The sequence below is a fragment of the Pseudonocardia sp. WMMC193 genome (assembly GCF_021728735.1).
Lineage (GTDB): Bacteria > Actinomycetota > Actinomycetes > Mycobacteriales > Pseudonocardiaceae > Pseudonocardia > Pseudonocardia oroxyli.
On sequence record NZ_JAKKDO010000003.1, the window covers coordinates 1727259 to 1752372 of the forward strand.

At 73.4% G+C, this 25114-nt stretch carries 24 protein-coding genes; 6 read left to right on the top strand and 18 right to left on the bottom strand.

Annotation, left to right across the window (positions count from 1 at the left end):
• The first annotated feature begins 386 nt into the window (after window positions 1-386).
• Window positions 387-1271 carry a DUF559 domain-containing protein gene (locus L3X23_RS09725; RefSeq protein ID WP_237191914.1) on the top strand — a complete coding sequence of 295 codons (885 nt, stop codon included), beginning with the start codon at window positions 387-389 and terminating at the stop codon, window positions 1269-1271.
• 960 nt (window positions 1272-2231) lie between these two features.
• Here L3X23_RS09725 and L3X23_RS09730 read toward each other — a convergent pair.
• The 10 genes from L3X23_RS09730 to egtA form a co-directional block, all read right to left on the bottom strand.
• Entirely contained in the window at window positions 2232-3590 is a 1359-nt protein-coding gene (locus L3X23_RS09730) for a glycogen debranching protein (protein ID WP_237191916.1), read from the bottom strand.
• Between the two features lie 247 nt (window positions 3591-3837).
• A complete protein-coding gene (locus L3X23_RS09735; protein ID WP_237191918.1) occupies window positions 3838-4848 on the bottom strand; it encodes an ABC transporter ATP-binding protein in 1011 nt (336 codons plus the stop codon).
• Window positions 4849-4858: 10 nt separating this feature from the next.
• Entirely contained in the window at window positions 4859-5653 is a 795-nt protein-coding gene (locus L3X23_RS09740) for a carbohydrate ABC transporter permease (protein WP_237191920.1), read from the bottom strand.
• Complete coding sequence (locus L3X23_RS09745) at window positions 5650-6516, bottom strand: carbohydrate ABC transporter permease (RefSeq protein WP_237191922.1); 867 nt, start codon at window positions 6514-6516, stop codon at window positions 5650-5652. The genes L3X23_RS09740 and L3X23_RS09745 overlap by 4 nt, the downstream gene beginning before the upstream one ends.
• The gene (locus tag L3X23_RS09750; protein ID WP_237191923.1) at window positions 6506-7174 is read right to left on the bottom strand and encodes a hypothetical protein; all 669 of its coding nucleotides are present in this window, start codon (window positions 7172-7174) and stop codon (window positions 6506-6508) included. Before L3X23_RS09750 ends, L3X23_RS09745 begins: the two co-directional genes overlap by 11 nt.
• Window positions 7171-7830, bottom strand: a complete 660-nt coding sequence (locus L3X23_RS09755) for an ABC transporter substrate-binding protein (protein WP_237191925.1) — start codon at window positions 7828-7830, stop codon at window positions 7171-7173. The genes L3X23_RS09750 and L3X23_RS09755 overlap by 4 nt, the downstream gene beginning before the upstream one ends.
• A 68-nt stretch (window positions 7831-7898) precedes the next feature.
• On the bottom strand, window positions 7899-8879 hold the full coding sequence (gene egtD, locus L3X23_RS09760; RefSeq protein WP_237191927.1) for an L-histidine N(alpha)-methyltransferase: 981 nt from the start codon (window positions 8877-8879) through the stop codon (window positions 7899-7901).
• A 92-nt stretch (window positions 8880-8971) separates the two neighbouring features.
• Complete coding sequence (gene egtC, locus L3X23_RS09765) at window positions 8972-9712, bottom strand: ergothioneine biosynthesis protein EgtC (RefSeq protein WP_237191928.1); 741 nt, start codon at window positions 9710-9712, stop codon at window positions 8972-8974.
• The gene (gene egtB / locus L3X23_RS09770; RefSeq protein ID WP_237191929.1) at window positions 9705-10997 is read right to left on the bottom strand and encodes an ergothioneine biosynthesis protein EgtB; all 1293 of its coding nucleotides are present in this window, start codon (window positions 10995-10997) and stop codon (window positions 9705-9707) included. The genes egtC and egtB overlap by 8 nt, the downstream gene beginning before the upstream one ends.
• Window positions 10984-12324: an ergothioneine biosynthesis glutamate--cysteine ligase EgtA gene (gene egtA / locus L3X23_RS09775; RefSeq protein WP_237191930.1), complete on the bottom strand. Its 1341-nt coding sequence runs from the start codon at window positions 12322-12324 to the stop codon at window positions 10984-10986. Before egtA ends, egtB begins: the two co-directional genes overlap by 14 nt.
• A 154-nt stretch (window positions 12325-12478) precedes the next feature.
• Between egtA and L3X23_RS09780 the strand changes: the two genes are divergently transcribed.
• Complete coding sequence (locus tag L3X23_RS09780; RefSeq protein ID WP_237191931.1) at window positions 12479-13057, top strand: TetR/AcrR family transcriptional regulator; 579 nt, start codon at window positions 12479-12481, stop codon at window positions 13055-13057.
• Here L3X23_RS09780 and L3X23_RS09785 read toward each other — a convergent pair.
• The 4 genes from L3X23_RS09785 to L3X23_RS09800 all read right to left on the bottom strand — a co-directional run bounded on the left by L3X23_RS09785 (window position 13047) and on the right by L3X23_RS09800 (window position 18553).
• Entirely contained in the window at window positions 13047-14462 is a 1416-nt protein-coding gene (locus L3X23_RS09785) for an MFS transporter (protein ID WP_237191932.1), read from the bottom strand. The two genes, L3X23_RS09780 and L3X23_RS09785, sit on opposite strands and share 11 nt — an antisense overlap.
• Before the next feature lie 23 nt (window positions 14463-14485).
• Window positions 14486-16405, bottom strand: a complete 1920-nt coding sequence (locus L3X23_RS09790) for an ABC transporter ATP-binding protein (protein WP_237191933.1) — start codon at window positions 16403-16405, stop codon at window positions 14486-14488.
• Between the two features lie 125 nt (window positions 16406-16530).
• Window positions 16531-16740, bottom strand: a complete 210-nt coding sequence (locus tag L3X23_RS09795; RefSeq protein WP_028932228.1) for a helix-turn-helix domain-containing protein — start codon at window positions 16738-16740, stop codon at window positions 16531-16533.
• A 190-nt stretch (window positions 16741-16930) separates the two neighbouring features.
• On the bottom strand, window positions 16931-18553 hold the full coding sequence (locus tag L3X23_RS09800; RefSeq protein ID WP_308116887.1) for an ABC-F family ATP-binding cassette domain-containing protein: 1623 nt from the start codon (window positions 18551-18553) through the stop codon (window positions 16931-16933).
• Window positions 18554-18682: 129 nt separating this feature from the next.
• Here L3X23_RS09800 and L3X23_RS09805 point away from each other — a divergent pair, with 129 nt between their 5' ends.
• The 4 genes from L3X23_RS09805 (at window position 18683) to L3X23_RS09820 (ending at window position 22173) form a co-directional block, all read left to right on the top strand.
• Entirely contained in the window at window positions 18683-19450 is a 768-nt protein-coding gene (locus L3X23_RS09805) for an SDR family oxidoreductase (RefSeq protein ID WP_237191934.1), read from the top strand.
• 8 nt (window positions 19451-19458) lie between these two features.
• Window positions 19459-20595 carry a lycopene cyclase family protein gene (locus tag L3X23_RS09810; protein ID WP_237191935.1) on the top strand — a complete coding sequence of 379 codons (1137 nt, stop codon included), beginning with the start codon at window positions 19459-19461 and terminating at the stop codon, window positions 20593-20595.
• Window positions 20596-20681: 86 nt separating this feature from the next.
• Window positions 20682-21131, top strand: coding sequence for a universal stress protein (locus L3X23_RS09815; RefSeq protein WP_237191936.1), 450 nt, complete (start codon window positions 20682-20684; stop codon window positions 21129-21131).
• A 10-nt stretch (window positions 21132-21141) separates the two neighbouring features.
• Entirely contained in the window at window positions 21142-22173 is a 1032-nt protein-coding gene (locus L3X23_RS09820; RefSeq protein ID WP_237191937.1) for an adenylate/guanylate cyclase domain-containing protein, read from the top strand.
• 70 nt (window positions 22174-22243) lie between these two features.
• Here L3X23_RS09820 and L3X23_RS09825 read toward each other — a convergent pair whose 3' ends face one another.
• From L3X23_RS09825 to sufC, 4 genes are read right to left on the bottom strand one after another with little or no spacing between them, the layout of a single operon-like run.
• Window positions 22244-22624 (bottom strand): metal-sulfur cluster assembly factor, encoded by a 381-nt coding sequence (locus L3X23_RS09825; protein WP_093077825.1) that lies wholly within the window; start codon window positions 22622-22624, stop codon window positions 22244-22246.
• Window positions 22621-23067 (bottom strand): Fe-S cluster assembly sulfur transfer protein SufU, encoded by a 447-nt coding sequence (gene sufU / locus L3X23_RS09830; protein ID WP_093077828.1) that lies wholly within the window; start codon window positions 23065-23067, stop codon window positions 22621-22623. The genes L3X23_RS09825 and sufU overlap by 4 nt, the downstream gene beginning before the upstream one ends.
• A gap of 1 nt (window position 23068) precedes the next feature.
• Window positions 23069-24352 carry a cysteine desulfurase gene (locus L3X23_RS09835; RefSeq protein WP_237191938.1) on the bottom strand — a complete coding sequence of 428 codons (1284 nt, stop codon included), beginning with the start codon at window positions 24350-24352 and terminating at the stop codon, window positions 23069-23071.
• Window positions 24349-25104 (bottom strand): Fe-S cluster assembly ATPase SufC, encoded by a 756-nt coding sequence (gene sufC / locus L3X23_RS09840; RefSeq protein ID WP_237191939.1) that lies wholly within the window; start codon window positions 25102-25104, stop codon window positions 24349-24351. Before sufC ends, L3X23_RS09835 begins: the two co-directional genes overlap by 4 nt.
• Window positions 25105-25114: the final 10 nt, after the last annotated feature.

Below are 25114 nucleotides of genomic sequence, written 5' to 3' on the forward strand. Positions count from 1 at the left end.
CGACCGTCTCGCTCCTGAGTGGTGGATCGCGGTCGCTGGGCGAGCCGCGGACCGCCCGTCACATGATCCGTCGCTCGGGAGCGGGACGGTCGACTTCCGGCCGCTCCACTCCTCAGATGTGGATCACCCTCCGCGGACATCGCCAACCCGCCCGCCACGTGATCCGCCGTTCGGGAGTCGAAGGGTCGCCAGTCGACCTGGACGCTCCCGATCCGTGGATCACGGAGCGGGGCGGAGAAGGCTCGTGCCGTGATCCACGCTCCGGGAGGGCCCCGGTCGGGATGCGACCGTCGTGCTCCCCCTCGCGGATCTCGTGAGTTCGCGATCGCGAACGGGATCCGCGGAAACGGCACGGGGGTGACGGTGGGGCGGCGAGGCTGCCCCACATGGCCTCCACCCCACTCGCCCGTCTCCTCGCCCGTCAAGACGGACTGATCACCCTCGCGCAGGCGGCCGAGCTCGGGCTGTCACGCCGGTCCGTCGGACGGCGCGTCGAGGCGGGGGTGTGGACCCGGGTCGCGCCGCGCGTCCATCTCGTGCACGGGGACCGCTCGGCTCCCGCGGTCCGTGTCCGGACCGCCTCGCTCTGGAGCGACGGCGTGGTCTCCGGAATGGCGGCGGCGTGGGTCCACGATCTCGCCGACCGTCCCGGCCCACTCGTCGACGTGACCGTGCCCCGGCGGCGTCGCCCCGGCCAGGTCGAGGGCGTGCGGGTGCGGCGCCGGGACCTCGATCCGCTCGACGTCACGCGGCGCCGGGGCATGGCCGTGCTGGCCGTCCCGCTCGCGGTGCTGGAGGTCGCGACCGCCCTCCCGGACGGCGACACGTTGCTGGACAGCGCGCTGCGGCGTCGGGTCCGCTTCGACGACCTGCTCTCCGCGTACCGACGCGCGATGGGGTCGACCGGGTCGGCCCGGATGCGCGAGCTCGTGGTCGCCGCGGCCGACCGCGCAGACTCGCGGCTGGAGCGCATGCTGTTCCAGCTGATGCGTGCGGCGGGCATCGGCGGATGGACCCGCAACGTCCCCTTCCGCGGCTGGTTCCTCGACATCGCGTTCCTCGAGGCGCGGCTCGTGATCGAGACCGACGGCTGGGCGTGGCACGTCGAGCCCGAGCGCTTCCAGGAGGACCGCCGCAAGCAGAACGCCCTGGTCGACGCGGGCTGGCGGATCCTGCGCTTCACCTGGAAGGACGTCACCACCGAGCCCGGCATGGTCGTCGCTCGGATCCGCCGTGCCCTCGCCACACCCCCCACGCAGGCCGCTGGATGACCCACCGTCCGGGCGCAACGCGGTCGTGGTTCGACCGCGCTCCTCCCGAAGAGTGGATCACCTAACCCCGGCCGTGCAAACCCGCCCGCTGATCCATGATCGGGGAGCAGGGAGGTCGCCAGGCGACCGCTCAGCTCCCCACAAGTGGATCATCACAGTTGCCGGGCACTCGGAGCCGAACCGAGGCATGATCCGCGAGCCCGGAGCACAGCGGTCGCCACACGACCGCGCCACTCCTCACAGGTGGATCATGGAGTCGGGCCGAGCGGGCCAGCCCGGTGATGGGTGACCGGGGAGCAGGGCGGTCGGTAGATGACCGTCCCAGCCCTCACGAGTGGATCATCACCGGCTGCCGACCCCGCAGGCCGCGACCAGCGCGTGATCCACCATCGAGGAGCCGAGCGGTCTGTCAGCGACCGGGCGGCTCCAGACGAGTGGATCACTAAACCCGGCTGTGCAGGCGCACTCACTGATCCATGGTCGGGGAGCGAGGAGGTCGATCGGCGACCGCCCCACTCCCCACAAGTGGATCACCAGCCAGCTCGCTGCCGCCCCGACGCGCATGATCCGCGAACGAGGAGCAGAGCGGTCGAGCGCCGACCGCTTCGCTTCCCAGCCGCGGATCATCGCTGAGCGAACCGTTGCCGGACAGGCTCTCGCCGGGCACACGGCTGCCTGGCGAGAGCGCCACCAGCTGCGGGCGGGTCGCGCAGCGGCCCCGCGGTGCTCTGCCGGCGAACCGCTGCCGGGCAAGCCATCGCCTGACCAGCCGTCGTCGGGCAAGCCGCCGCCGGGCAAACCATCACCCGGCGAACCGCCGCCGGGCGAGCCGCCGCCTGACGAGTCGTCACCGGGCAAGCCGCCGCCTGACAAACCGCCGCCCGGCAAACCATCACCCCGCAAGCTGCTGCCGGGCGAACCGTCACCCGGCGGGCGAGCCGCTGCAGGCGGGCCCGTTGTTCAGGAGGCCAGCCAGTCGAGGGCCACGGCGGCGGTCCAGGACTGCATCGCCGAGCCGAGGGCTTCGCCGGTGACGGGGTGGAAGTACTCCGCGAAGCCGACGTGCCGCAACGAGTCCAGGCTCGCCTCACGCAGGGCGTCCGCGCGGACGAGGTCGCCGCCGTCTCGCAGGCCGCGCCAGTAGAGCCAGTTGACGATCGGCCAGATCGGGCCGCGCCAGTAGTTGCGCGGATCGAAGCACTCCTCCAGCGGGCTGGTGCTCGGGACCATGGCCCAGCGCAGGTCCGGGTGGCCGGCGAAGGCCTCGGAGTCGAGGTTCTTCAGGGCCCGGTCGCGGTCGCCGCTCTCGGCGTCGAGCAGCGGGCAGAGGCCCGCGAAGGTGCGGATCTCGACCGGGGTGCCGGTGCCCAGGTCCAGGTCGTAGGCCAGGCCGGTCTCGGTGTCCACGGTGGACGCGATGCCCGCCCGCCCGCGGGCGATCCAGGACTCGATCTCGGCGCGGGCCGAGGAGGTGGCACCCACCGCGTCCGCCAGCCCGAGCAGCGCCTGGTTGGCCATGACGAGCACGGACGTCAGGAACACGTCCTTGACCAGGAAAGGGTAGGAGCGGTGGATCGCGGCGTCGTCGTAGCGGTGCCGCTTGAGCAGTTCGAGCAGCCAGAGGAAGCGGTCGTAGGCGTCGTTCGACGGGCGCTGGCCCGCGTCCGCCACGTGGGACAGGTCCCGGCGGACGTAGGCGGGCACGTCCCCGACCTCGAGCCGCTCCAGCACCGCGTCCCACCGCGGGGAGTTGTCGATGCCCTCCCACGGGTGGTAGGTCGTGACGAGCCCGGAGCCGGAGGGGTCGCGGTGCTCGGCCAGGTAGCGGTGCCAGGCCATCAGCTTCGGGAACAGGGTGCGGATCTCCGCGCGGACGTCCGCTTCGGCCTCGGTCCCGGCGGCGACCTCCCAGATCCGCGCCACGGCGATCGCGTGCACGGGCGGCTGGCAGATCCCGCTGGTCTCGGCGACGCCGACCGGCGCGTCCGGGGACACCTCGACCGCCCACCGGGCGGGGTCCGGGAAGTACGAGTCCGGGCCCGCGAGCGGGTTGAACACGATCTGCGGGACCATGCCGTTCGCCCACTGGGCCTCGAACAGCCGCTGCTGCTCGGTCATCGCCCGGCGCACGTCGACCTGCGCCCACCCGATCGCGACGAAGGCGCTGTCCCAGCTCCACTGGTGCGGGTACAGCAGCGGGGCGGCCTTGGTCCAGCCGCCCATGTCGTTGGCGCGCAACACGTCCGCGGCGAGGTCGCCGAGGGCGGTGTCCGTGAGGGTGGTTCCGTGCGACGTGGGGTGGCCGGTCTCCGTACTCACGGGATGCGCTTCCTTCCGACGTTTGTCAACGCCCTATCGGTTCACGAGGTACTTAACTCCACAGTAACAACGAGTGAGTTCGATCTCAACCACCCGCTGCGAGCTTCATCGGGATCGACGAAGGCCCGTTACGCCGGACAGCCGAGCCACCGGACGGACCGGGACCGACCGGACCGGGGTCGGCACGGCGGGATGGATCCGCCGCCCGGCCGACCGCGCTCCACAGCAGACAGAGCGATCACGCAGATCAGCGCGCGAGTGCACGCTCCGTGTCGGCGTCGAACCAGCGGATCCGCTCGGGCGCGACGGACAGCCACACGTCCGCCCCGTCGGCCGCCGGGAAGTCCGTGGGCGTGAGGATCTTCACGTCCTGCTCCCCCGCCGCGACGGTGACCAGCAGCTGCGACCCCAGCGGCTCGACGAGCCGGACCCGGCCGGCCAGCGCCCCCGCCCGCTCCGTCGTGGAGGCCTCGATGTTCTCGGCCCGGATCCCGGCCACGCCGTGGCCGCCGAAGACCTCACCGGGCAGCATGTTCATCGGCGGCGTGCCGAGGAAGCCGCCGACGAAGCGGTCGACCGGGCGGTCGTAGACCTCCATGGGCGTGCCGCACTGCACGATCTCCCCCGCCCGCATGACGGCGACGCGGTCCCCCAGCGACAGCGCCTCCACCTGGTCGTGGGTCACGTAGACGATCGTGGTGTGCAGCTCCTTGGCCAACGCCTTGAGCTCGGACCGGAAGGACAGCCGCAGCAGGGCGTCCAGGTTGGACAGCGGCTCGTCCATGAGCAGGACCGACGGCCGGACGGCGACCGCCCTGGCCACCGCGACGCGTTGGCGCTGCCCGCCGGACAGGGCGCTCGGGTAGCGGTCGAGGTAGTCGCCGAGCTGGACGAGCCCGGCGGCGTGGCGCACCGCCGCGTCGACGTCGGCGCGGGACTCCTTGCGCATCCGCAGCCCGAACCCGATGTTCTCGGCCACCGTGAGGTGCGGGAACACGGCGTAGCCCTGGAAGACCATGGCGAGGTCGCGGCGGCGCGGCGGCAGCGCCGTGACGTCCCGGTCCCCGAGGTGGACGGTGCCCGCGTCCGGGGTCTCCAGGCCCGCGATCGCGCGGAGCAGGGTGGTCTTCCCGCAGCCGGACGGTCCGAGCAGGACGAAGAACTCGCCGTCCTCGACGGTGACGCTCACGTCCTTCACCGCCGGTGCGGCGCCGCGCGCATAGCGCTTGCTCAGCCCGGAGATCCTGATGTCCGACAACGGGTTCCCCTTACCGCAAGGTGGGTCCGCCGACGCCGACGAGGCGCCTGCGGATCAGCAGGATGAACAGGAAGGCGGGCGCCAGCAGGAACAGCGCGCCCGCGTAGCGGAACGGCAGCGGCGCCTGGGTGAGTCCGGTGAGGACGAACACCGGCAGCGTCGGCTCCTGGAGGGTGAGGATCGAGGCGGCGAACACCTCGTTGTAGGACAGCAGTACCGCGAACGTGCCCGCCGCGGCCAGGCCGGGGGCGGCGTTGGGGACCACCGCCCGGCGGAACGCGCCGAACCGGGAGCAGCCGAAGATCTGCGCGGCCTCCTCGATGTCCACGGGGACGCCCGCGAACACCCCCGCCACCATCAGCACCACGAACGGCAGCGCCAGCGCGGTGTGCATGAACGCGACGCCCCACACCGAGTCGTAGATCCCCCACTGCAGGAAGAACACCGCGAGCGGGATCGACAGCACGACGACAGGGAACGCGCGGGTGGCCAGGACGGTCAGGCGGTAGGCCGAGGCGCCCGGGAACACGAAGCGCGCCAAGGCGTATCCGGCGGGCGCGGCCAGGAGCAGCGTGAGCATCCCGGTGATCAGTGCGACGACCACACTGGACAGCAGTGCCTGCGGCACCCCGGCGGACGTCACGAAGAACCGCATCGACTCCAGCGACCAGTCCGGCCAGGGCGCGAGCGGATAGGTGTAGACCGAGTCCGCCGTGGAGAACGCGCCGACGACCACGAACCAGATCGGCACCAGGATCCACCCGGCCAGCAGGGTGGCGCCGCCGTACCCGAGCACCCGCCTCATTCGCCGCGCTCCTTGCGCGCGGGGAGGGCGGCGAGGACCAGCCCCACCGCCACCAGCGAGACGACGAGGATGACGAGCCCGTAGGCGGAGGCCAGATGGGCGTCCTGGAACTCGGTGTAGGCGCGGTTGGCCTGGGTGGCGAGCGTGTCGGTCGCGGTGCCTCCCAACGCGATCACGGTCGCGAACACCTCGAACGCCAGCACCACGCGCACGATCAGCGCGGTGCGGATCGTCGGGCGCAGCAGCGGGAGGACGACGTGGCGCATCCGCTGCCAGGGCCCGGCGTGGAAGACGTCCGCGGCCTCCAGGTAGTCCTTCGGGATCTGCCGGAGCCCGCCGACGAGGATGATCACCAGCAACGACGTCGACCGCCAGGCCTCCGCGACCACGATCGTCCCGATCACCCGCCACGGCTCCCGGTAGTCCAGCCAGATCACCGGCCGGTCGATCAGCCCGACGCCCTGCAGGACGGTGTTCAGCCAGCCCTGCTCCACGAAGATCGAGTACCACAGGATGCCCGCGCCGAGCTCGGAGACGCCCAGCGGCAGCAGGAAGACGTAGAGCCAGAACCCCCGGCCGCGCAGCCGCCCCGTGATGATCATCGACATCGCCAGGGCCAGCGCGAGCTGGATCGGGAGCAGGACCACGAGCAGGATCAGGGTCGTCCAGACGGCGGGCCAGAACCGGTCGTCGGACACCATGGCGGACAGCGACGTGAGGCCCCACTCCCCCGTGGTGCTGGTGAAGGCCAGCCCGAACGCCTGCACCATCGGGGAGGCGAAGAAGATCACCAGGTACGCGACGCTCGGCAGGAGCAGCAGGTAGGGCAGGGCCGCCGACGGCCGCGGCGAGCTAACCGACACGGCAGACCCCCTGGCCGAGCGGGTCGGGTGCCCAGCACGCAGCGCCCGCGGTGTCCAGCACACCCTGCAGCGCCACCGCCTGGTTCGCCAGCGTGTCGCGGATGTCGGCGCCGTCGAGCGCGATCGCGCGGAAGGTGTCGGTGAAGACCTTGTCGTAGGCCCCGCTCTGCCCGCCCAGGCCGACGGCCAGCGAGGACGCCAGCGCCCCGGGCGCCTCGACCATGCGCTGCAGCGTCTGCGCCTCCTGCCCGATGCCCGGGGGCAGGCCGCCGGGGATCGAGTCCAGGCTCTGCGGCGGGAACCAGGCGACGGTCCGCACCGTCGTCGAGACGCGGGCCGGGTCCGTCAGGTGCCGGATGAGGTCGATCGACGGCTGCGGGTCGGGGACGCTCGCGGGGATCGCCAGCCCGCCGAGCACGGGGAGGTAGCCGAGGCCGCGCGGGCCGGTGGGCGCGGGGAACGAGACGATGTCCTCCGGCCGGGTCTGCAGCGCGTCGACCAGCCGGACGGCGTGGTCCCAGGCGATCCAGACCTCGCCGGTGAGCAGCGGTTCCTGCATGAAGCCGTAGGTCACCGACTGCGGGTTGGTGGTCGCCCAGATCTCGCGCAGCCACTCCCACATCGGGACGGCGTCCGGGCCGGCGAACGTGGTGTTCACCCCTCCGGTGAAGCTCGGGTAGCGTACCCCTGCAGGAACCGCTTCAGCAGGCCGCTCTCGCCCGCGGGCAGCCCGAACCGCGGCGAGCCGGTGGCCCGCTGCACCGCGCGCGACCACTCCAGGACCTGGTCGTAGGTGAGGTTCTGCAGGTCGGCGCCGGGCGGCAGGAACGGCAGCGCCTCGCGGCGGGCGGCCATGATGTAGCTCGCGGAGATCCACGGGACGAAGGCGTAGCGGCCGTCGACGCGGGCGAGGTCGAGGTACCGGGCGGTGAACCCGCGGTCGGCGAGGGACTCCACGACGTCCGTCATGTCGCGGAGCAGCCCCTCCGCGTGCAGGGTCGCGAGCTCGCCCTGCAGCGCGCCGACCAGTCCGAGGTTCGACGTCCCGGCCTGCGCCTCGGCCCGGACCCGGTCCAGCAGCTTGGTGACCGACGAGTCGGCGACGAACTGCACCTCCCGGTCGAACCCCGTGAGGATCTGACGGCGGACGGACTCGGCCTCCGCGGTCGTCGAGAGCTGGGTCGAGTAGAAGACGAGCGCGCCGGACCCGGTCCCGCCCGGTGCCCCGCTGGTGTCGAGGGCGCACCCGGAGAGCACTCCGAGGGCCGCCGTGCCGATCCCGAGCCGGAGCGCATCCCGCCGCGAGACCCCCATGCGCGAACGCTATCCGGAGTGGATGGATCACGCAGAGCGAGAGTCGGCGGGGCGGGTCGGGTGGCGGGTCAGACCGCGGTGGCGAGGCTCAGGGCGAAGCGGCGGTCCTCGTCCGCCCACCAGCGGACCAGGTCGAACCCCGCGTCCGTGAGCATCGCGCGGACGGTCTCGGGCTCGAACTTCGCCGAGATCTCCGTGCGCAGCTCCTCGCCCTCCGCGAAGTCCACCTCCAGGTCCAGCTCCGCAACGCGCACCCGCATGGCGCGCTCGGCCCGCAGCCGCATCTCGATCCAGGAGTTCTCCGCGTCCCACAGCGCGACGTGGGCGAACGCGTCCGGGTCGAAGTCCGCACCCAGCGCGCGGTTGAGCACGTGCAGCACGTTCCGGTTGAACTCGGCGGTGACCCCCTCGGCGTCGTCGTAGGCCGCGACGAGGGTGGGCTCGTCGATCACCAGGCCGGTGCCCAGCAGCAGCTGCTCGCCCGGCCGGAGGACCGACCGGACGTGCGCGAGGAACGCCGCGCGCTCGGCGGGGCGCAGGTTGCCGATGGTCCCGCCCAGGAAGGCGATCAGCCGCGTGCCGCGCTCGGGCAGGAACCCGAGGTCCTTCGTGAAGTCGCCGACGACGCCGTGCAGCTCGAGGTCCGGGTACTCGGCCGCGAGCGCGTCCAGGGCGCTGCGCAGCGCCGCCTCGGACACGTCCTGCGGGACGTAGCGGCGCAGGGTCGGGCGGAACGCGTCGAGCAGCAGCCGCGTCTTGGCCGACGACCCCGACCCGAGCTCGACGATGGTGTCCGCCCCGGATGCCTCCGCAATGGCGGCGACCGACTCCTCGAGCAGGGCCCGCTCCGTGCGGGTCGGGTAGTACTCCGGCAGGGCGGTGATCCGCTCGAAGAGCTCGCTGCCGCGCGCGTCGTAGAAGTACTTGGGCGGCAGCTCCTTCGGCCTGGCCGTGAGCCCCGCACGGGCGTCCTCCCGCAGCGCGCGTTCGGCGTGGTCGGGGGTCAGGTGGACGTCGAGGACGGGCGACTGCGCGGACAGGCGGTTCATCACGTGCTCCTTGCGTAGACCGACCGGCGCCAACGGCACCGGTGGTGGCGAACACCGCGGCGGACGACTCGGTGCGGTGCGGTGCGGTGCGGTCAGCGGATGCGGGTGAGGTGGTGGGTGCCGGGGCCTGCGGTGACCAGGTGGCCCTCCGGCACCGGGCGCCAGCGCTCGTCGGAGGTGACGGGCTCGCTGGCGACCTCCGCCTCCTCGTCGGTGACGCGCACCGACAGGGCGTGGTCCCAGGCCGTGCCCCAGACCGTCTCCCCGTCGGTGAGCAGCAGGTTCAGCCGCGAGCCCGGGGCGGCGGCCGCGACCCCCGCCACCGTGTCCGCGAGCGCCGCGCCGGGCTCCTCCCCCGCGCGCAGCCGATCCCGGACGAGTACCCAGAGCAGGGCCGCGTCCGTCGGGGCGTCGAGGGTGAGCAGGTCGACGACCGGGAGCCGCTCGGCGAGCTTCGCCACCGCGTCCGGCCACCCGCGGACGACGCCGTTGTGGCTGAACAGCCAGCGGTCCGCCGCGAACGGCGCCGCCGCCGTGTCGGTCACCGGCATGCCGGTCGTCGCCGACCGGACCGCGCCGAGCATCGCCCGGCAGGACGCCGCCGCGACCGAGGCGAACGCCGTGTCCGACCAGATCGGCTGCGCCGAGCGGTAGCGCACCGGGGGGCCTGCGGCCTCGGCGTACCAGCCGACCCCGAACCCGTCCGCGTTCACGGTGCCGCCCCCGCGCATGTCCGCGGGCGCGTACGACTGGTGCAGCAGCCCGTGCGGCGGGTCCAGGACCAGCGCGGACACCGGGCGCGGCGGCCCGATCCACGCGTGGTGCCTACACACCGGACGCGTCCCGCGCGCAGCGGAAGCCCGAGAAGATCTGTCTGCGGATCGGGTGGTCCCAGTTGCGGAAGGTGCCGCGGACGGCCGCGGCGTCCGTGCCGAACGAGCCCCCGCGCAGCACCTTGTAGTCGCCGCCGAAGAACACCTCGCTGTACTCGCGGTACGGGAAGGCCTCGAACCCCGGGTAGGGCTCCCATCCCGACGAGCACCACTCCCAGACGTCTCCGATCAGCTGTTCCACCCCGAGTGGCGACGCCCCGGCCGGGTAGGCGCCGACCGGGGCCGGCTGCAGGTGCCGCTGCCCCAGGTTGGCGTGCTCGGGGGTGGGGTCGCCGTCTCCCCACGGGAACCGGCGGGACCGGCCCGCCTCCGGGTCCCAGCGGGCCGCCTTCTCCCACTCGGCCTCGGTGGGCAGGCGCTTGCCGACCCAGCGGGCGTACGCCTCGGCCTCGTGGAAGCTCACGTGCATCACCGGCTCGTCCCCCGGCACGGGCTCGACCACGCCGAACCGCCGCCGGAACCACGTGCCCCCCGAGTCCCGCGACCAGAACCGCGGCGCCACCAGGCCCTCGTCCAGGACGTGCTGGAAACCGACGACGCTCCACCAGCGCGGGTCCCCGTACCCGCCCGCCTCGACGAACGCGGTGAACTCGGCGTTCGTGACCGGGTGGGTGTCGATCCAGTACGCGGGCAGGCTGACGGTGTGGGCGGGGCGTTCGTTGTCCAGCGCCCACGGCTCGGTGGACGTGCCCTGCACCGACTCCCCCGCCGGGACGTACACCTCGCGCGCGGGCAGCGCCCGGCCCGGGGGCGGCGGCGGGGCGGACAGCAGCGGGCCGCCGACGCGCAGCTGGTGGGTGGCGAGCATGGTCTCGTCGTGCTGCTGCTCGTGCTGCACGATCATGCCGAAGGCGAAGCCCGCCTCCTCCAGCCTGCGCCCGGTCAGCGGGTGCCGCTCCAGCACGTCCAGCGACTTCTCCCGCACCTCCGCGACGTAGGCGCGCGCCTCCTCCGGGGTGAGCAGCGGCAGCGCGACGCGGCTGGCCCGCGAGTGCTGGAACGCGTCGTACAGCCCGTCGATCTCGGGGCGCAGGGCCTCGCGGCCCCCGACGTCTCGCACCAGCCAGAGCTCCTCCTGGCTCCCGATGTGGGCCAGGTCCCAGACCAGCGGGGACATCAGTGGCGAGTGCTGCGCGACCAGCTCGGTGTCGTCGATCGCGGTCAGGACGGTGCTGCGGTGGCGGGCGGTCTCCAGCTGCGCCACGAGACGGTCACGCAGGTTCACGACGGGCTCCCTCGGTCCGGGACGGGATGATCTCGACCAGTTCGGGCACGGTGGGTTCACCGGGCAGCGGCTCGTCCGCCGGGGACCGGCCCGCGGCGATCCGCCCCTCGGTGACCGCGGCGAGCCGGGCGGCCAGCGCGGGCGGCGGGTCGAGCGCGGGCAGGGCGGCCCCGGCCAGCGCGAACACCTCGCGCGCCGCCGCGGCGAGCGCGGGGTCCTCGAGCCCGACGCGGCACGCCTGCACCCACCGGTCCCGGACGGGCTCGCAGAGCTCCCGCACCCGGTCGACCGTGGCGGGTCGCGCGGTCAGCGCCGCGAGCACCGCCACGGGCAGCGCCCAGTCGGCGCCCTGCTGTCCGTCGACGTAGCGGACCTCGAGGAACCCGCGCGGGCGGACCGGCGGGAAGAGGGTGGAGACGTGGTACTCCAGGTCCGCGGTGGTCGGGGTGCCCGGCAGCGCCCCCGCGATCCAGTCCGCGAACGTGACCCCCACGGGTGTGATCCACTCGCCCTCCCCGCGCACGCACAGCAGCGGGGTCGCGACCACGCGCTCCGCCCAGGCCTGCGCCGGGTCCGGCCGGTCCAGGTCGGTGGGCGGGGCCGTGCGCGCCGGGTCCGACGCCAGCCACGCCGCGAACCGGCTCGACTTCCACCCGGTGCGCCTGCCGTGCAGGACCGGCGAGTTGGCGAACGCGGCGAGCAGCACCGGCCCGAGCTCGTGGACCGCGGCCCACCGGGCCGCGATGTGGGCGCGTTCCCCCGCGTCCAGCGCGACCTGCACCGCGGACGTCGAGCACATGCCGGAGCGGCCGTAGGGGCCCTGCCGGTCGAACACGCGCTCCATGGCCGCGTAGCGGGGCAGGTCGAGCAGGCGCCGGGCGGGACGGTCGGGATCCGCGGCCCGGGGCTCGGGGGTCAACCCGTACGCGGCGAGGCCTGCGTGCAGGGACCGGGTGTCCTCCTCGACCGCGGCGGTCAACGCGCGGAGCGAGGCGAGCGGCGGGCTGGCCAGCTCGACCTGGCCGCCCGGCTCGACCGTGACGAGCGAGCCGTGGGGCAGCGGCGCGGCGGGCGAGCCCGGGGCGAGGGAGGCGGGGGCATGGGGACCGAGACCGGCGAGGATCGCGGTCAGCTCGGGTGGGTCTGCGGCGCGCAGCAGCCACTCGAGCTCGACGCCGACGAGCCGCGGGGGCCCGTGCTTGAAGCAGACGGACGCCACGAACGCCTCGGCCTCCGCGCGGGTGCGGAGCGGGAGATCCGCCTCTCCCGGCTCGGTGCCCTGGGCGGACAGTGCGGCGTCGAGCGCCTGACCCGGTTCCGGTGCCACGCCCGAGAACGCTACCCGCGGGGTCCGACAATTTCTCGTCGCCGAGAGCCACCGGAGGCGCGCGAACCGGGCATAACGGGTGTCCGCCCGAGCGCGACGCACCCCACGTCGGCATGTCGTGCGCCACAAGACGTACGTACGGGATACTGGCCCCGTGCCCCGCGTGAGTACCGACCAGCTCGCCGCCCGGCGCCAGCACATCCTCGACGGTGCGCGGCGCTGCTTCGCGGCCTACGGCTACGAGGGGGCGACGGTGCGCAGGCTCGAGCAGAGCACCGGGCTGTCCCGCGGCGCGATCTTCCACTACTTCCGTGACAAGGACGCGCTGTTCCTCGCCCTCGCCGAACAGGACGCGGCCCGGATGGCGGACGTCGTCGCCGAGCAGGGCCTGGTCCAGGTCATGCGCGACCTGCTCGCCACCGCCCGCAAGCCCGACCCGGGAGACGAGTCCAGCTGGCTGGGCACCCGGCTCGAGGTCTCGCGGCGGCTGCGCACCGACCCGGACTTCCGCGAGCGCTGGCAGGCGCACTCGGCGGAGCTGACCGCCGCCACCCGTGACCGCCTGGAACGCCAGGCCGCCAACGGCACGCTGCGGGACGACGTGCCGGTCGCCGTCGTCGCCCAGTACCTCGAGCTGGTCCTCGAAGGCCTGGTCAGCCACCTGGCGATGGGACTGCCCGCGGACGCGCTCGACGGGGTGCTGGACGTGGTGGAGCAGTCGGTCAGGCGCTGATCAGCTCGGCCGAGCGGCGCGCGGTGCCGCGCGCCCACTCCCCCGTCGTCAGGACGCCGAGGGCGAGCACGGCCAGGCCGCAGCCGATGACCACGCCCCACCCCGCGTGGCTCGCCGCGGCGAGCCCCGGCCCCAGCGGGCCCACCACGGACGAGGTGACCAGCGACCCGATCACCGCCACGCCGAGCGCGGCCCCGACCTGGCGGCTCGTCGACGCGACCGCCGAGGCCACCCCGGCCTGCGCGGCGGGCATGCCGGACACGGCCGTCGTGGTGATGGGCGGGTTGATCATCCCGAACCCGACGCCGAACACCACGTACGCGGTGATCGGCAGCCAGAGCGGGGAGTCCGTGCGCAGGAACAGCAGCACCGCCCCGGACAGCGCCAGCGCGGCCCCGCCCACGACCAGCGGGATCCGGGTCCCGCGGCTGCCGACCAGCCGCCCGGACACGCTCGGCAGCACGGCCATCATCGCCGCCATCGGGAGCGTGAGCAGCCCGGCGTGCAGTGGCGAGTACCCGCGGGCGACCTGCAGGTACAGCGCGTTGACGAACAGGAACCCCGACAGGCAGACGAACGCGCAGACGGCCACGACGGTCGCGCCCGCGAACGGGACGCTGCGGAAGAAGCGCGGGTCGATCAGCGGCTCGACACGCCGCAGCTCCCATGGCACCAGGGCGCCGAGCGCCGCCGCCGCGAGCACCGCCGCGCCGAGCACCCACGGCGAGGTCCAGCCCCGCGCGGGACCCTCGATGATCGCGAAGACGGCGCCCCCGAGCAGCACCGTGACCAGCAGCTGACCGACCGGGTCCAGGCGGCGCGGGTGCGCGGCCCGGGACTCGGGTACCCACCGGGTCGCGGCCGCCGTGGCCGCCAGCACGACCGGGACGTTCAGCCAGAAGATCGAGCGCCAGCCGACCGTGTCCACCAGCGCCCCGCCGACGAGGGGGCCGAGCGCCATGCTGAGCCCGATCACGCTCGCCCACGCCCCGATCGCCCGCGCCCGCTCCCGGGGGTCGGTGAACACGGTGACGATGATCGACATCGCGACCGGGTTGAGCATGGCCCCACCCAGCGCCTGGACCACCCGGAAGGCGACGAGCGCCCCCGCGGTCGGCGCGATGCTGCAGAGCAGCGAGCCCACGCCGAAGAGCAGCAGCCCGATCCGGAAGACCCGCCGCCGCCCGACGCGGTCCGCCGTCGAGCCCGCGAGCAGCAGCAGCGAAGCCAACGTGAGGGTGTAGGCGTCCACGGTCCACTGCAGCGCGGTCACCGACGCCTCGAGGTCGGTCTGGATGCTGGGCAGCGCCAGGTTGACGATCGTGGCGTCCATGCTGACCACGAACAGGCTCGAGCAGCAGATCACCAGGACGACGAGGCGGTGCCGACGGTCGAGTTCGGGCACGCTCCCAACGTAGGCCGACCGGGTCAGGGCGACCCCGTCCCGACCGTGTGAGCGTGGTCGCAGCCCGGGAGGCCGCAGGAGGCGTCGGTGACCGGGGCGGCGAACTGGGTCCGGTAGAGGGCGGCGTAGCGGCCGCCCGCGGCCAGGAGCTGCTCGTGGGTCCCCTGCTCCACGATCCGGCCCGCCTCGACGACCGCGATCCGGTCAGCCGCCCGGATCGTCGAGAGCCGGTGGGCGATGACGATGGCGGTGCGACCGGCGAGGGCCTCCGCCAAGGCCTCCTGGACGGCGACCTCGGACTCCGAGTCCAGGTGGGCCGTCGCCTCGTCCAGCACGACGACGGGCGGCCTGGCCAGCAGCAACCGGGCGATCGTCAGCCGCTGGCGCTCCCCGCCGGAGAGCCGGTAGCCCCGTTCGCCGACCACCGTGTCGAGCCCGTCCGGCAGCTGGGCCAGCACCTCCCCGAGCCGCGCCCGCTCGACGGCCTCCCGCAGCTCGGCGTCCGTGGCCTCCGGCGCGGCGTAGCGCAGGTTGGCGGCGATGGTGTCGTGGAAGAGGTGACCGTCCTGGGTGACGACGCCGACCGTGCGGCGCAGCGACGCGAACGTCAGCTCCCGCACGTCCGTCCCGGCCAGCTCGACCGCGCCGGAGTCGACGTCGTAGAGCCGCGGGAGCAGCGCGGCGATCGTCGACTTCCCGGCCCCGGACGGCCCGACGAGCGCGACGAGCGACCCGGCGGGCGCCTCCAGGGAGATCCCGTGCAGCACCTCGCCGGGCGCCCGGCGGTCGAGGACGGCGACGTCCTCCAGCGAGGCCAGCGACACCTGCTCCGCCGTGGGGTAGGAGAAGTGCACGTCCCGCAGCCGCACGGACACCGGGCCCGGCGGCAGCTCCCGGGTGCCCTCGGTGATCATCGGCGGGAGGTCGAGGACCTCGAAGACCCGCTCGAACGCCACGAGCGCGGACATCACGTCCACGCGGGCGTTGGCGAGCGCGGTCATCGGCGTGTAGAGCCGGGTCAACAGCAGCGCCAGCGTGACGACGGTGCCGGGCTCGATCCGCCCCGTCACCGCCAGCCAGCCGCCCAGGCCGTAGACCAGCGCCTGCGCCAGGGCCGAGACCAGCGACAACGACGTGACGAAGACCCGGGACACCATCGCCGTCCGGACCCCGATGTCCCGCACCTGCTCGGCCCGCGCGGTGAACTCCGCCGCCTCCTCGCGCGGGCGGCCGAACAGCTTGACCAGCGTGGCGCCCGCCGCCGAGAACCGCTCGGTCATCTGGGTGCTCATGCCGGCGTTGAGGTCGGCCGCCTCCCGGCGCAGGTCCGCGATCCGCCTGCCCATCCGGCGGGCGGGCAGCACGAAGATCGGCAGCAGCACCAGCGCGAGCACGGTGACCTGCCAGGCGAGCCCGATCATCACGGCCAGCGCGAGGGTCAGCTGGATGACGTTCGACAGGACGCTCGCCAGCGTCGTCGTGATCGCCGACTGGGCCCCGATGACGTCGCTGTTGAGCCTGCTGACCAGCGCACCGGTGCGGGTGCGGGTGAAGAAGGCGACCGGCATCCGCTGGACGTGCCCGAACACGGCGGTGCGCAGGTCCACGATGAGACCCTCACCGATCCGGGAGGAGAACCAGCGCGCGGCGAGCCCGATGAGCGCCTCGCACACGGCCAGGGCGGCGATGGTCAGCGCGAGGACGACGACCTGGCGGGCGGCCCCGTCCGCCCGGCCGACGATGGTGTCCACCACCCGGCCGGCGAGCAGCGGGGTGACCACGCCGATGACCGCGGTCCCGGTCGTGAGCAGCAGGAACGCCAGCAGCCGACCGCGGTAGGGACGGGCGAACCCCCAGATACGCCGCACGGTCCCGGGGGCCACGGACCGCGGGGTGTCCGCCGCGCGCATCGTCGCGCGCATGATGGTGAAGGGCCGATCCATTCGACCATGGTGCGCCGTCCCGCTCGCCGCGGCGCGACAGGCACCGGGAATCCGTGGCGGAGGTACGGGTAGCGCAGCCCGCCGCCGTACGCTGCTGACGCCGGCGGGCGCACCTCGGCGGAGGGCTACTTCTTCTTGGTGCGGGTGGCGCCGCCGCGACCGCGCAGCGTCACCCCGGTCTCGCTCAGCACGCGGTGCACGAATCCGTACGACCGGCCCGTCTGCTCGGCCAGTGCGCGGATGCTCGCCCCCTTCTCGTACTTCTTCTTCAGGTCGGTGGCGAGTTTGTCACGCTGGGTCCCCGTGATCCGGGCGCCCTTCTTCAGGTCGGCCACGACTCTTGACCTCCTCGGCCCCACCGGAGCCGCCCATCGGCTCGTCGGTGCAGGTCATGATGATCCAACCGCCGGGATGTGGCCAGCGCAACATCACGCATGATCGGTGAGCGGTTCCCCCGAACGGATCACGCGTACGGGTGATCCACGTGAACTGGACCACAGCACGAGGCGTGCGAATCGTGACGATTCAGGCCAATTGGACGAGCTCGAGATAATCGGCGGACCAGTGGTCCTCGGTCCCGTCCGGCAACACGATGACCTTGTCCGGCTCCAGGGCCTCGACGGCGCCGGGGTCGTGGGTGACGAGCACGACGGCGCCCTCGAAGCGGCGCAGCGCGTCCAGCACCTGCTCGCGGCTGGCCGGGTCGAGGTTGTTCGTCGGCTCGTCGAGCAGCAGCACGTTGGCGGCACTGGACACCAGACCCGCCATGGCGAGCCGGGTGCGCTCGCCGCCGGACAGCGTGCCCGCGGGCTGTTCCAGCTGCTCGCCGGAGAACATGAACGTGCCGAGCACGGTGCGCAGCTGCTGCTCCGGCGAGTCCGGCGAGGCGTGCCGGATGTTCTCCCAGACGCTGGCGCTCATGTCGAGCGTGTCGTGCTCCTGGGCGAAGTAGCCGGTGCGCAGCCCGTGCCCGGCCACGACCTCGCCGGAGTCCGAGGTCTCGGTGCCGGCGAGCATGCGCAGCAGCGTGGTCTTGCCCGCGCCGTTGAGGCCCAGCACCACGACCTTCGTGCCGCGGTCGATCGCCAGGTCGACGCCGGTGAACACCTCCAGGGACCCGTAGGCCTTGGACAGGTTCTCCGCCGTGAGCGGGGTGCGGCCGCACGGGGCGGGCGTGGGGAAGCGGATCTTCGCGACGCGGTCCGCCTGCCGCTCGGGCTCCAGCCCGGCCAGCAGCTCGTCCGCGCGGCGGGCCATGTTCTTGGCCGCGACCGCCTTGGTGGCCTTGGCGCCCATCTTGGCCGCCTGGGCGTGCAGGGCCGAGGCCTTCTTCTCCGCGTTGGCCCGCTCGCGGCGGCGGCGCTTCTCGTCCGTGGCGCGCGCCTCGAGGTAGCGCTTCCAGTCCATGTTGTACTGGTCGACCTCGCCGCGGGTGGCGTCGAGGAACCAGACCTTGTTCACCACGTCCGCCAGCAGGTCGGTGTCGTGGCTGATGACCACGAGCCCGCCCTCGTGGGACTTGAGGAAACCGCGCAGCCACGTGATCGAGTCGGCGTCGAGGTGGTTGGTGGGCTCGTCGATCAGCAGCGTGGTGGCGGACTGGGAGCCGCCGTCGCTGGCCGCGAACAGGATCCGGGCGAGCTCCACGCGGCGCCGCTGACCACCCGACAGGGTCCGCATCTGCTGGTGCAGCACCCGCTCGGGCAGGCCGAGGTTCGTGCAGATCCGCGCGGCCTCGGACTCCGCGGCGTACCCGCCGAGCGAGGAGAACCGCTCCTCCAGGCGCCCGTACTCGCGGACGGCCTTGTCGTTCTCCGGCCCGTCGAGGACCTCGGCCATCCGCAGCTGCACCTTCTCCAGCTTGCGGAGCAGCTCGTCCAGCCCGCGGGCGGAGAGCACCCGGTCCTTCGCGGTGACGGACAGGTCGCCCTCGCGCGGGTCCTGCGGGAGGTAGCCGATCGGCGCGTTGCTCATGACGCGGCCGCCGTAGGGCTCGCCCTCGCCCGCCAGCACGCGCATCGAGGTGGTCTTGCCCGCGCCGTTGCGCCCGACGAGACCGATCCGGTCGCCGGGCTGCACGCGCAGGTTCGCGCCGGCCAGCAGGATGCGGGAACCGGCACGCAGCTCCAGGTCGGAGGCGGTGATCACAGCAGTACTCCAAGGAGGGTGGGCACACGAGCAGGGACGCACGACGGGGCGCGTCTGACCTACTCGATCTGGATCACGCCTCCAGGCTACCGGGCCGGGGCGACCGGATTGCGCCGTAGGGTGCCGGTCATGACCGATGTCACCGGAGCAGGCGCCGAGCTGGCAGGCCGGGCCGCCCTCGTCACCGGCGGGAGCCGCGGGATCGGCTACGCGATCGCCGAGGAGCTGCTGCGGCGCGGCGCCGCCGTCACGATCACCGGGCGCAAGGAGCCCGAGCTCGCCGCGGCCGCGGCGGCGCTCGGCGGCCGGGTGCTGACCGTCGCAGGCAACGCGGGTGACCCGGACTCCCGCGCCGAGGCCGTCGAGCGGACGGTGGCCGAGTTCGGCGACCTGTCGATCCTGGTCAACAACGCGGGGATCAACCCCCAGTTCGGGTCGCTGATCGACGCCGACCTGGCCGCCGTGACCAAGACGTTCGACGTCAACGTGGTCGCCGCGCTCGGGTTCGCGCAGCTCGCGTACCGGGCGGGGATGGCCGAGTCCGGCGGCGCGATCGTCAACGTCGCGTCCATGGCCGGGCTGCGCGCCACGGGCGCGATCGGCGCGTACGCCGCGTCGAAGGCGGCGCTGATCATGCTGACCCAGGAGCTGGCCGGGCAGCTGGCGCCCGCGATCCGGGTGAACGCGGTGGCCCCGGCGGTGGTCAGGACGCGGTTCGCCGAGGCCCTCTACGCCCACGACGAGGAGGGCGTGGCGAAGCGCTACCCGATGCAGCGCCTCGGCAGGCCCGAGGACGTGGCGCGGGCGGTCGGTTTCCTGGTCTCCGACGCCGAGTCCGGCTGGATCACCGGCGAGACCGTCCGGCTCGACGGCGGAGCACTGGCGTCGGGGCGCTGAGGCACCCGATGCTCGACGTGCTCGTGGCGGGCGGGGGACCCGCGGGCCGGGCGCTGGCGGGGGCGTGCGCGAAGGTCGGGCTGCGCACCGCACTGGCCGATCCCGCGCCGGAGCGCCCCTGGCGGTCCACGTTCGCGGCCTGGTCCGGCGAGCTCCCCCCGCTCCCCGACTCCGCGATCGCCTCCCGCTCCCGCGGCCGGGCGGTCGCCGGGCGCGAGCACGCGCTGGGGTGGGACTACACCGTCCTGGACACGGCGGGGCTGCGGGCCGCGCTCGACGAGGGCCTCGCGGGCGTCGCGCTGCACCGGGCCCGGCTCGGCGAGGTGGAGGCCCGCCTCGGCGCCCGGATCGTCATCGACGCGACCGGCCACCGGCCCGCCACGCGCCGCGTCGCCGCGGAGCAGACGGCCTACGGCGTCGTGGTGGACGAGGACCTCGCCGCACCGTTCGTCGCCCCCGGCGAGGCGCTGTTCATGGACTGGCGCCCCGACCACGGCCGCCCGGGGTGGCCGACGTTCCTCTACGCCGTCCCGCTCGGCGGCGGCGCCGTGCTGCTGGAGGAGACGTCCCTGGCCCGCCGGCCGGGGCTCCCCCTGCCCGAGCTGCGGGAGCGACTGCACGCGCGGCTCGCCCACCACGGGATCGCGGCGCCCGCGGACGCCCGCACGGAACGCGTCCGCTTCCCGGTCGACGGCCCGCTCAGCCCGTCCCCCCGCCGGCTCGTCGGCCCGACCCGGCCCTCCGAGCCGGCCTTCGGCGCCGCGACCCCCCTGGTCCACCCCGCCACCGGGTTCTCCGTCGCCACCGCGCTCACCCTCGCCCCGCGGCTGGCCGAGGCGCTGACCCGCCCCGACGCCGTCGCGGCCGCCCGGCGGGTGCTCTGGCCCGCCCCGGCGCTCGCCGTGCACGCGCTGCGGCGCCGCGGACTGGAGTCCCTGCTGCGGATGCCGCCGGCCCAGGTCCCGGGCTTCTTCGACGTCTTCTTCGGGCTCCCCGAGCGCCACCGCTGGGCCTACCTCACCGCGCGTGCCGACCTGCCCGGCACGCTCGCCGCGATGGGGGCGCTCTACCGGCACGCGAGCTGGCCGCTGCGGGCCCGGCTCGTCGGCCCCGCGCTGGGGGTCGCCGCCCACCCCACCGGGTGAACCCCACGCAGGTCACGGCCGGTCCGGACGCTGCTCGACGCCTACCCCCGGGTAACCTGCCGACACACCCGATCCCCGGAGGGCAGATGTCCGCCTACACCACCGTCGTCGTCGGCACCGACGGATCGTCCACCTCGTACGTCGCCGTCGAGCGCGCCGCCGCGGTCGCCCGGGACGCGGAGGCCCAGCTCGTGATCGTCTCGGCCTACACCCCCGCCTCCCGGGAGGACACCGCGGACGCCGAGGACGTGCTCGGCGACGAGGCCTACCAGGTCCGCGGCTGGACCCCCGCCGAGGAGGTGCTCCGCACCGCGGAGGACAAGGCCGCCGCGATCGGCGCCCGCAAGATCACCAAGGTCGCCGAGGACGGGGCCCCGGCCGACGTGCTGCGCAAGGCCGTCGAGAACCACCGGGCGGACCTCCTCGTCGTCGGCAACAAGGGCCTGAACACGCTCAGCGGCCGCATCCTCGGGTCGGTGCCGTCGGACGTGGCCCGCCGCTCCGGGGTCGACGTGCTGATCGTGCACACCACCTGACCGAGCGCTCATGACCTGGGAGCAGGACTTCGGGGAGTTCCTCGAGGCCGCGGCCCGCGGCGAGCGGCGGCGCCTCGACGAGTCGTCCGCGCTGGTCACCGCCCTGGAGGAGCGGGTGCTGGACGGGCCGCGCCGCTACACCCGCGGCGAGGTGGTGGCGCGCGCCGGGGTCACCGAGGACGAGGCCCTGCGGCTGTGGCGGTCCCTCGGCTTCCCGGACGTGCCGGACGATCTCGTGTACTTCACCGACCGGGACGTCGAGGCCGCGAGCCTGCTGGCGACCGACCCGGCCGCCCGGGCGCTGCCCACCGACGTCCGCGAGACCGTGATCCGGGCGATCGCCCAGTCCATGTCCCGGCTCGCGGACTGGCAGGTCGGGATGCTGGCGCGGATGGTGGCGGACCGGGCCGAGGGCGCCGAGCCCGAGAACGCACTGGCGGCCGCCCGCGACCTGCTCCCGCTGCTCGAACGGGCCCAGAGCTACATCTGGCGCCGCCACGTCGCCGCGGCGGTGTCCCGGTTCGTCGTCGGCCCGCTCGACGACGAGAACGACACGCGCGAGCTGACCGTCGGGTTCGCCGACATGGTCGGCTTCACCCGGACCACCCGGCGCCGCTCCCCCGCCGAGCTGGCCGAGATGATCGCCCAGTTCGAGGCCGTGACCACCGACGTCATCGGTGGGGGCGGCGGGCGGATCGTCAAGACCGTCGGCGACGAGGTGCTGTTCGTGACCGACACGGTGGCGGCGGCCGCCGAGATCGCGGTCGCCCTGCACGAGCGGGTGCGCGCCGAGCCGGTGCTGCCCCCGCTGCGGATCGGGCTCGCCGCGGGCGAGGTGCTCACCCGCTTCGGAGACGTCTACGGCGAGACCGTCAACATCGCCGCCCGGCTCACCACCCACGCCCGGCCGGACACCATCCTGGTCGACCGCGAGGTGCGCGAGGCGCTGCGCGCGGACCACCGCTACACCGTCCGCCGCCTACGCCCGCTGCAGGTCAAGGGCTACCGCCACCTCCAGCCGTACGCCCTCAACCCCCGCTGACGGTGCGGCGGGGAGCCACCACTGCCGTTGTCGGCGTCCGGCACGACAGTGGTGGCTCCACACTGCGCTGCTAGACGCGGAACCCGAGGGCGCGCAGCTGCTCGCGGCCGTCCTCGGTGATCTTCTCCGGGCCCCACGGCGGCATCCAGACCCAGTTGATCGCGATGTCCTCGACCAGGCTGCCGTTGCTCGGGCCGGTGAGGGCGCTGCGGGCCTGCTCCTCGATGACGTCCGTCAGCGGGCAGGCCGCGGACGTGAGCGTCATGTCGATGATCGCCTTCTTGTCCTCGACCTTCAGGCCGTAGACCAGACCCAGGTCGACGACGTTGATCCCCAGCTCGGGGTCAACGACGTCCCGCATGGCCTCTTCGATGTCGTCGATCGAGGGACCCTCGCTCGACGCAGCGGGCTCCGGCATGCCGGCGGCACCCCGCACCACCTCTTCGGTCATGACGTCTCCTCCTCCTTCACCCGCACCACGGCGTCCTTGAACGCCATCCAGCCCAGCAGAGCACACTTGACCCGCGCCGGGTACTTGGAGACGCCCGCGAAGGCGATCCCGTCTCCGATGACGTCCTCGTCCCCAGGCACCTTGCCGCGGCTCTGCGCCATCTCCTGGAAGGACTCCAGGATCCGGAACGCCTCCTCGACGCTCTTGCCGACGACCAGGTCGGTCAGCACCGACGTGGACGCCTGGCTGATCGAGCAGCCGAGCGACTCGTACGACACGTCCTGCACGGAGTCCCCGTCCAGCTTGACGCGCAGCGTCACCTCGTCCCCGCAGGTGGGGTTGATGTGATGGGTCTCCGCGTCGTACGGGTCCCGCAGACCGGCGCCGTGCGGCTGCCGGTAGTGGTCCAGGATGATCTCCTGGTACATCTGTTCGAGCTGCATGTCAGACCCCGAAGAACTTCTGGGCGGCCCGGACGCCGTCGGCGAGCTGGGCCACCTCCTCCACCGTGGTGTACACGTGGAAGGACGCTCGGACGGTCGCGGCGATTCCGAACCGCCGGTGCAGCGGCCACGCGCAGTGGTGGCCCACCCGCACGGCGATGCCCCGGTCGTCCAGCACCTGCCCGACGTCGTGGGCGTGCACCCCGTCCACCACGAACGCCACGGCGCCGCCGCGGTCGGTCAGGTCGGTCGGCCCGACGATGCGCACGCCCTCGACCTGCCCCAGCGTGTCCAGGGCGACGCGGGCGAGCTCCTGCTCGTGCGCGAAGACCCGGTCCATGCCGATCGCCGACAGATAGTCCACGGCCGCACCCAGGCCCACGGCCTGGGAGGTCATCGGCACGCCTGCCTCGAACTTCTGCGGCGGCGGCGCGTAGGTCGAACCCTCCATCCGCACCATCTCGATCATCGAGCCACCCGTGATGAACGGGGGCATCGCGTCGAGCAGCTCGGTGCGCCCGTAGAGCACCCCGACCCCGGACGGGCCGAGCATCTTGTGCCCGGAGAACGCCGCGAAGTCCACACCCAGCTCGGTGAGGTTCACCGGCATGTGCGGTACGGACTGGCAGGCGTCCAGTACCACGAGCGCACCGACCTCGCGGGCTCGGCGGACCAGCTCGGCCACCGGCGCGATCGCGGCGGTGACGTTCGACTGGTGCGCGAACGCCACGACCCGCGTGCGCTCGGAGAGCTCCAGCGAGTCGAGGTCGATCCGGCCGTCGTCGGTGATCCCGTACCAGCGCAGGGTCGCCCCCGTGCGCCGGCACAGCTCCTGCCACGGCACCAGGTTGGCGTGGTGCTCCAGCTCGGTGACGACGATCTCGTCCCCCGGGCCCAGCGCGAACCGCTCCGAGTCCGCCGACAGGCCGGTCCGGATGGAGGCGTTGGAGAACGCGTACGCGACCAGGTTGATGCCCTCGGTGGCGTTCTTGGTGAACACCAGCTCCTCGGGCTCGGCCCCCACGAGCAGCGCGATCTTCGCCCGCGCCGCCTCGTAGTCGTCCGTGGCCTCCTCGGCGAGCTGGTGGGCGCCGCGGTGGACGGCGGCGTTGTGCGTCTCGAGGAACGTGCGCTCGGCGTCGAGCACCTGCCGGGGCCGCTGGGAGGTGGCCCCGGAGTCCAGGTAGACGAGCGGACGACCCTCGCGGACGGTGCGCGACAGGATCGGGAAGTCGCCGCGGATGGCGGCGAGGTCCAGACCCGAGGGGGCCTGGACCGCGGTCATGCCGGCGCCTTCACAAAGCGCTCATAGCCGTTCTTCTCCAGGTCGTTCGCCAGCTCCGGGCCGCCGGACTCGACGACCCGGCCACCGGCGAAGACGTGCACGAAGTCCGGGGTGATGTGCTGCAGGATCCGCGTGTAGTGCGTGATCAGCAGGACGCCGTTGGACTCGTTGCGGTACCGGTTCACGCCCTCGGAGACGACGCGCAGGGCGTCGACGTCCAGGCCGGAGTCGGTCTCGTCCAGGATCGCGATCTTCGGGTTCAGCAGGGCGAGCTGCAGCACCTCGTGGCGCTTCTTCTCCCCGCCGGAGAAGCCCTCGTTCACGGAGCGGTCCGCGAACTCGTCCGAGATGTCCAGGTCGGACATCGCGGACTTGACCTCCTTGACCCAGGTGCGCAGCTTCGGCGCCTCGCCGCGGACGGCGGTGGCCGCCGAGCGCAGGAAGTTCGCCATCGACACGCCGGGCACCTCGACCGGGTACTGCATGGCGAGGAACAGGCCCGCCCGGGCCCGCTCGTCGACGGTCATGTCCAGTACGGACTCGCCGTCGAGCAGCACCTCGCCGGAGGTGATCTGGTACTTGGGGTGGCCCGCGATCGCGTAGGCCAGGGTGGACTTGCCGGAGCCGTTCGGCCCCATGATCGCGTGGGTCTCCCCCGCCTTCACGGTGAGGTCGACGCCCTTGAGGATGGGCTTGGGACCCTCGTCGGTGGTCACCGACGCGTGCAGGTCCTTGATCTCCAGGGTGGACACTTCGTACTCC

Bases quoted from the DNA above. Each gene is read 5' to 3' on its own strand.
- L3X23_RS09725 (WP_237191914.1), top strand. From the start codon at position 387: ATGGCCTCCACCCCACTCGCCCGTCTCCTCGCCCGTCAAGACGGACTG.
- L3X23_RS09740 (WP_237191920.1), bottom strand. From the start codon at position 5,653: ATGAGGCGGGTGCTCGGGTACGGCGGCGCCACCCTGCTGGCCGGGTGG.
- L3X23_RS09755 (WP_237191925.1), bottom strand. From the start codon at position 7,830: ATGGGGGTCTCGCGGCGGGATGCGCTCCGGCTCGGGATCGGCACGGCG.
- egtD (WP_237191927.1), bottom strand. From the start codon at position 8,879: ATGAACCGCCTGTCCGCGCAGTCGCCCGTCCTCGACGTCCACCTGACC.
- L3X23_RS09790 (WP_237191933.1), bottom strand. From the start codon at position 16,405: ATGGATCGGCCCTTCACCATCATGCGCGCGACGATGCGCGCGGCGGAC.
- L3X23_RS09805 (WP_237191934.1), top strand. From the start codon at position 18,683: ATGACCGATGTCACCGGAGCAGGCGCCGAGCTGGCAGGCCGGGCCGCC.
- L3X23_RS09810 (WP_237191935.1), top strand. From the start codon at position 19,459: ATGCTCGACGTGCTCGTGGCGGGCGGGGGACCCGCGGGCCGGGCGCTG.
- L3X23_RS09815 (WP_237191936.1), top strand. From the start codon at position 20,682: ATGTCCGCCTACACCACCGTCGTCGTCGGCACCGACGGATCGTCCACC.
- L3X23_RS09820 (WP_237191937.1), top strand. From the start codon at position 21,142: ATGACCTGGGAGCAGGACTTCGGGGAGTTCCTCGAGGCCGCGGCCCGC.
- L3X23_RS09825 (WP_093077825.1), bottom strand. From the start codon at position 22,624: ATGACCGAAGAGGTGGTGCGGGGTGCCGCCGGCATGCCGGAGCCCGCT.
- sufU (WP_093077828.1), bottom strand. From the start codon at position 23,067: ATGCAGCTCGAACAGATGTACCAGGAGATCATCCTGGACCACTACCGG.
- L3X23_RS09835 (WP_237191938.1), bottom strand. From the start codon at position 24,352: ATGACCGCGGTCCAGGCCCCCTCGGGTCTGGACCTCGCCGCCATCCGC.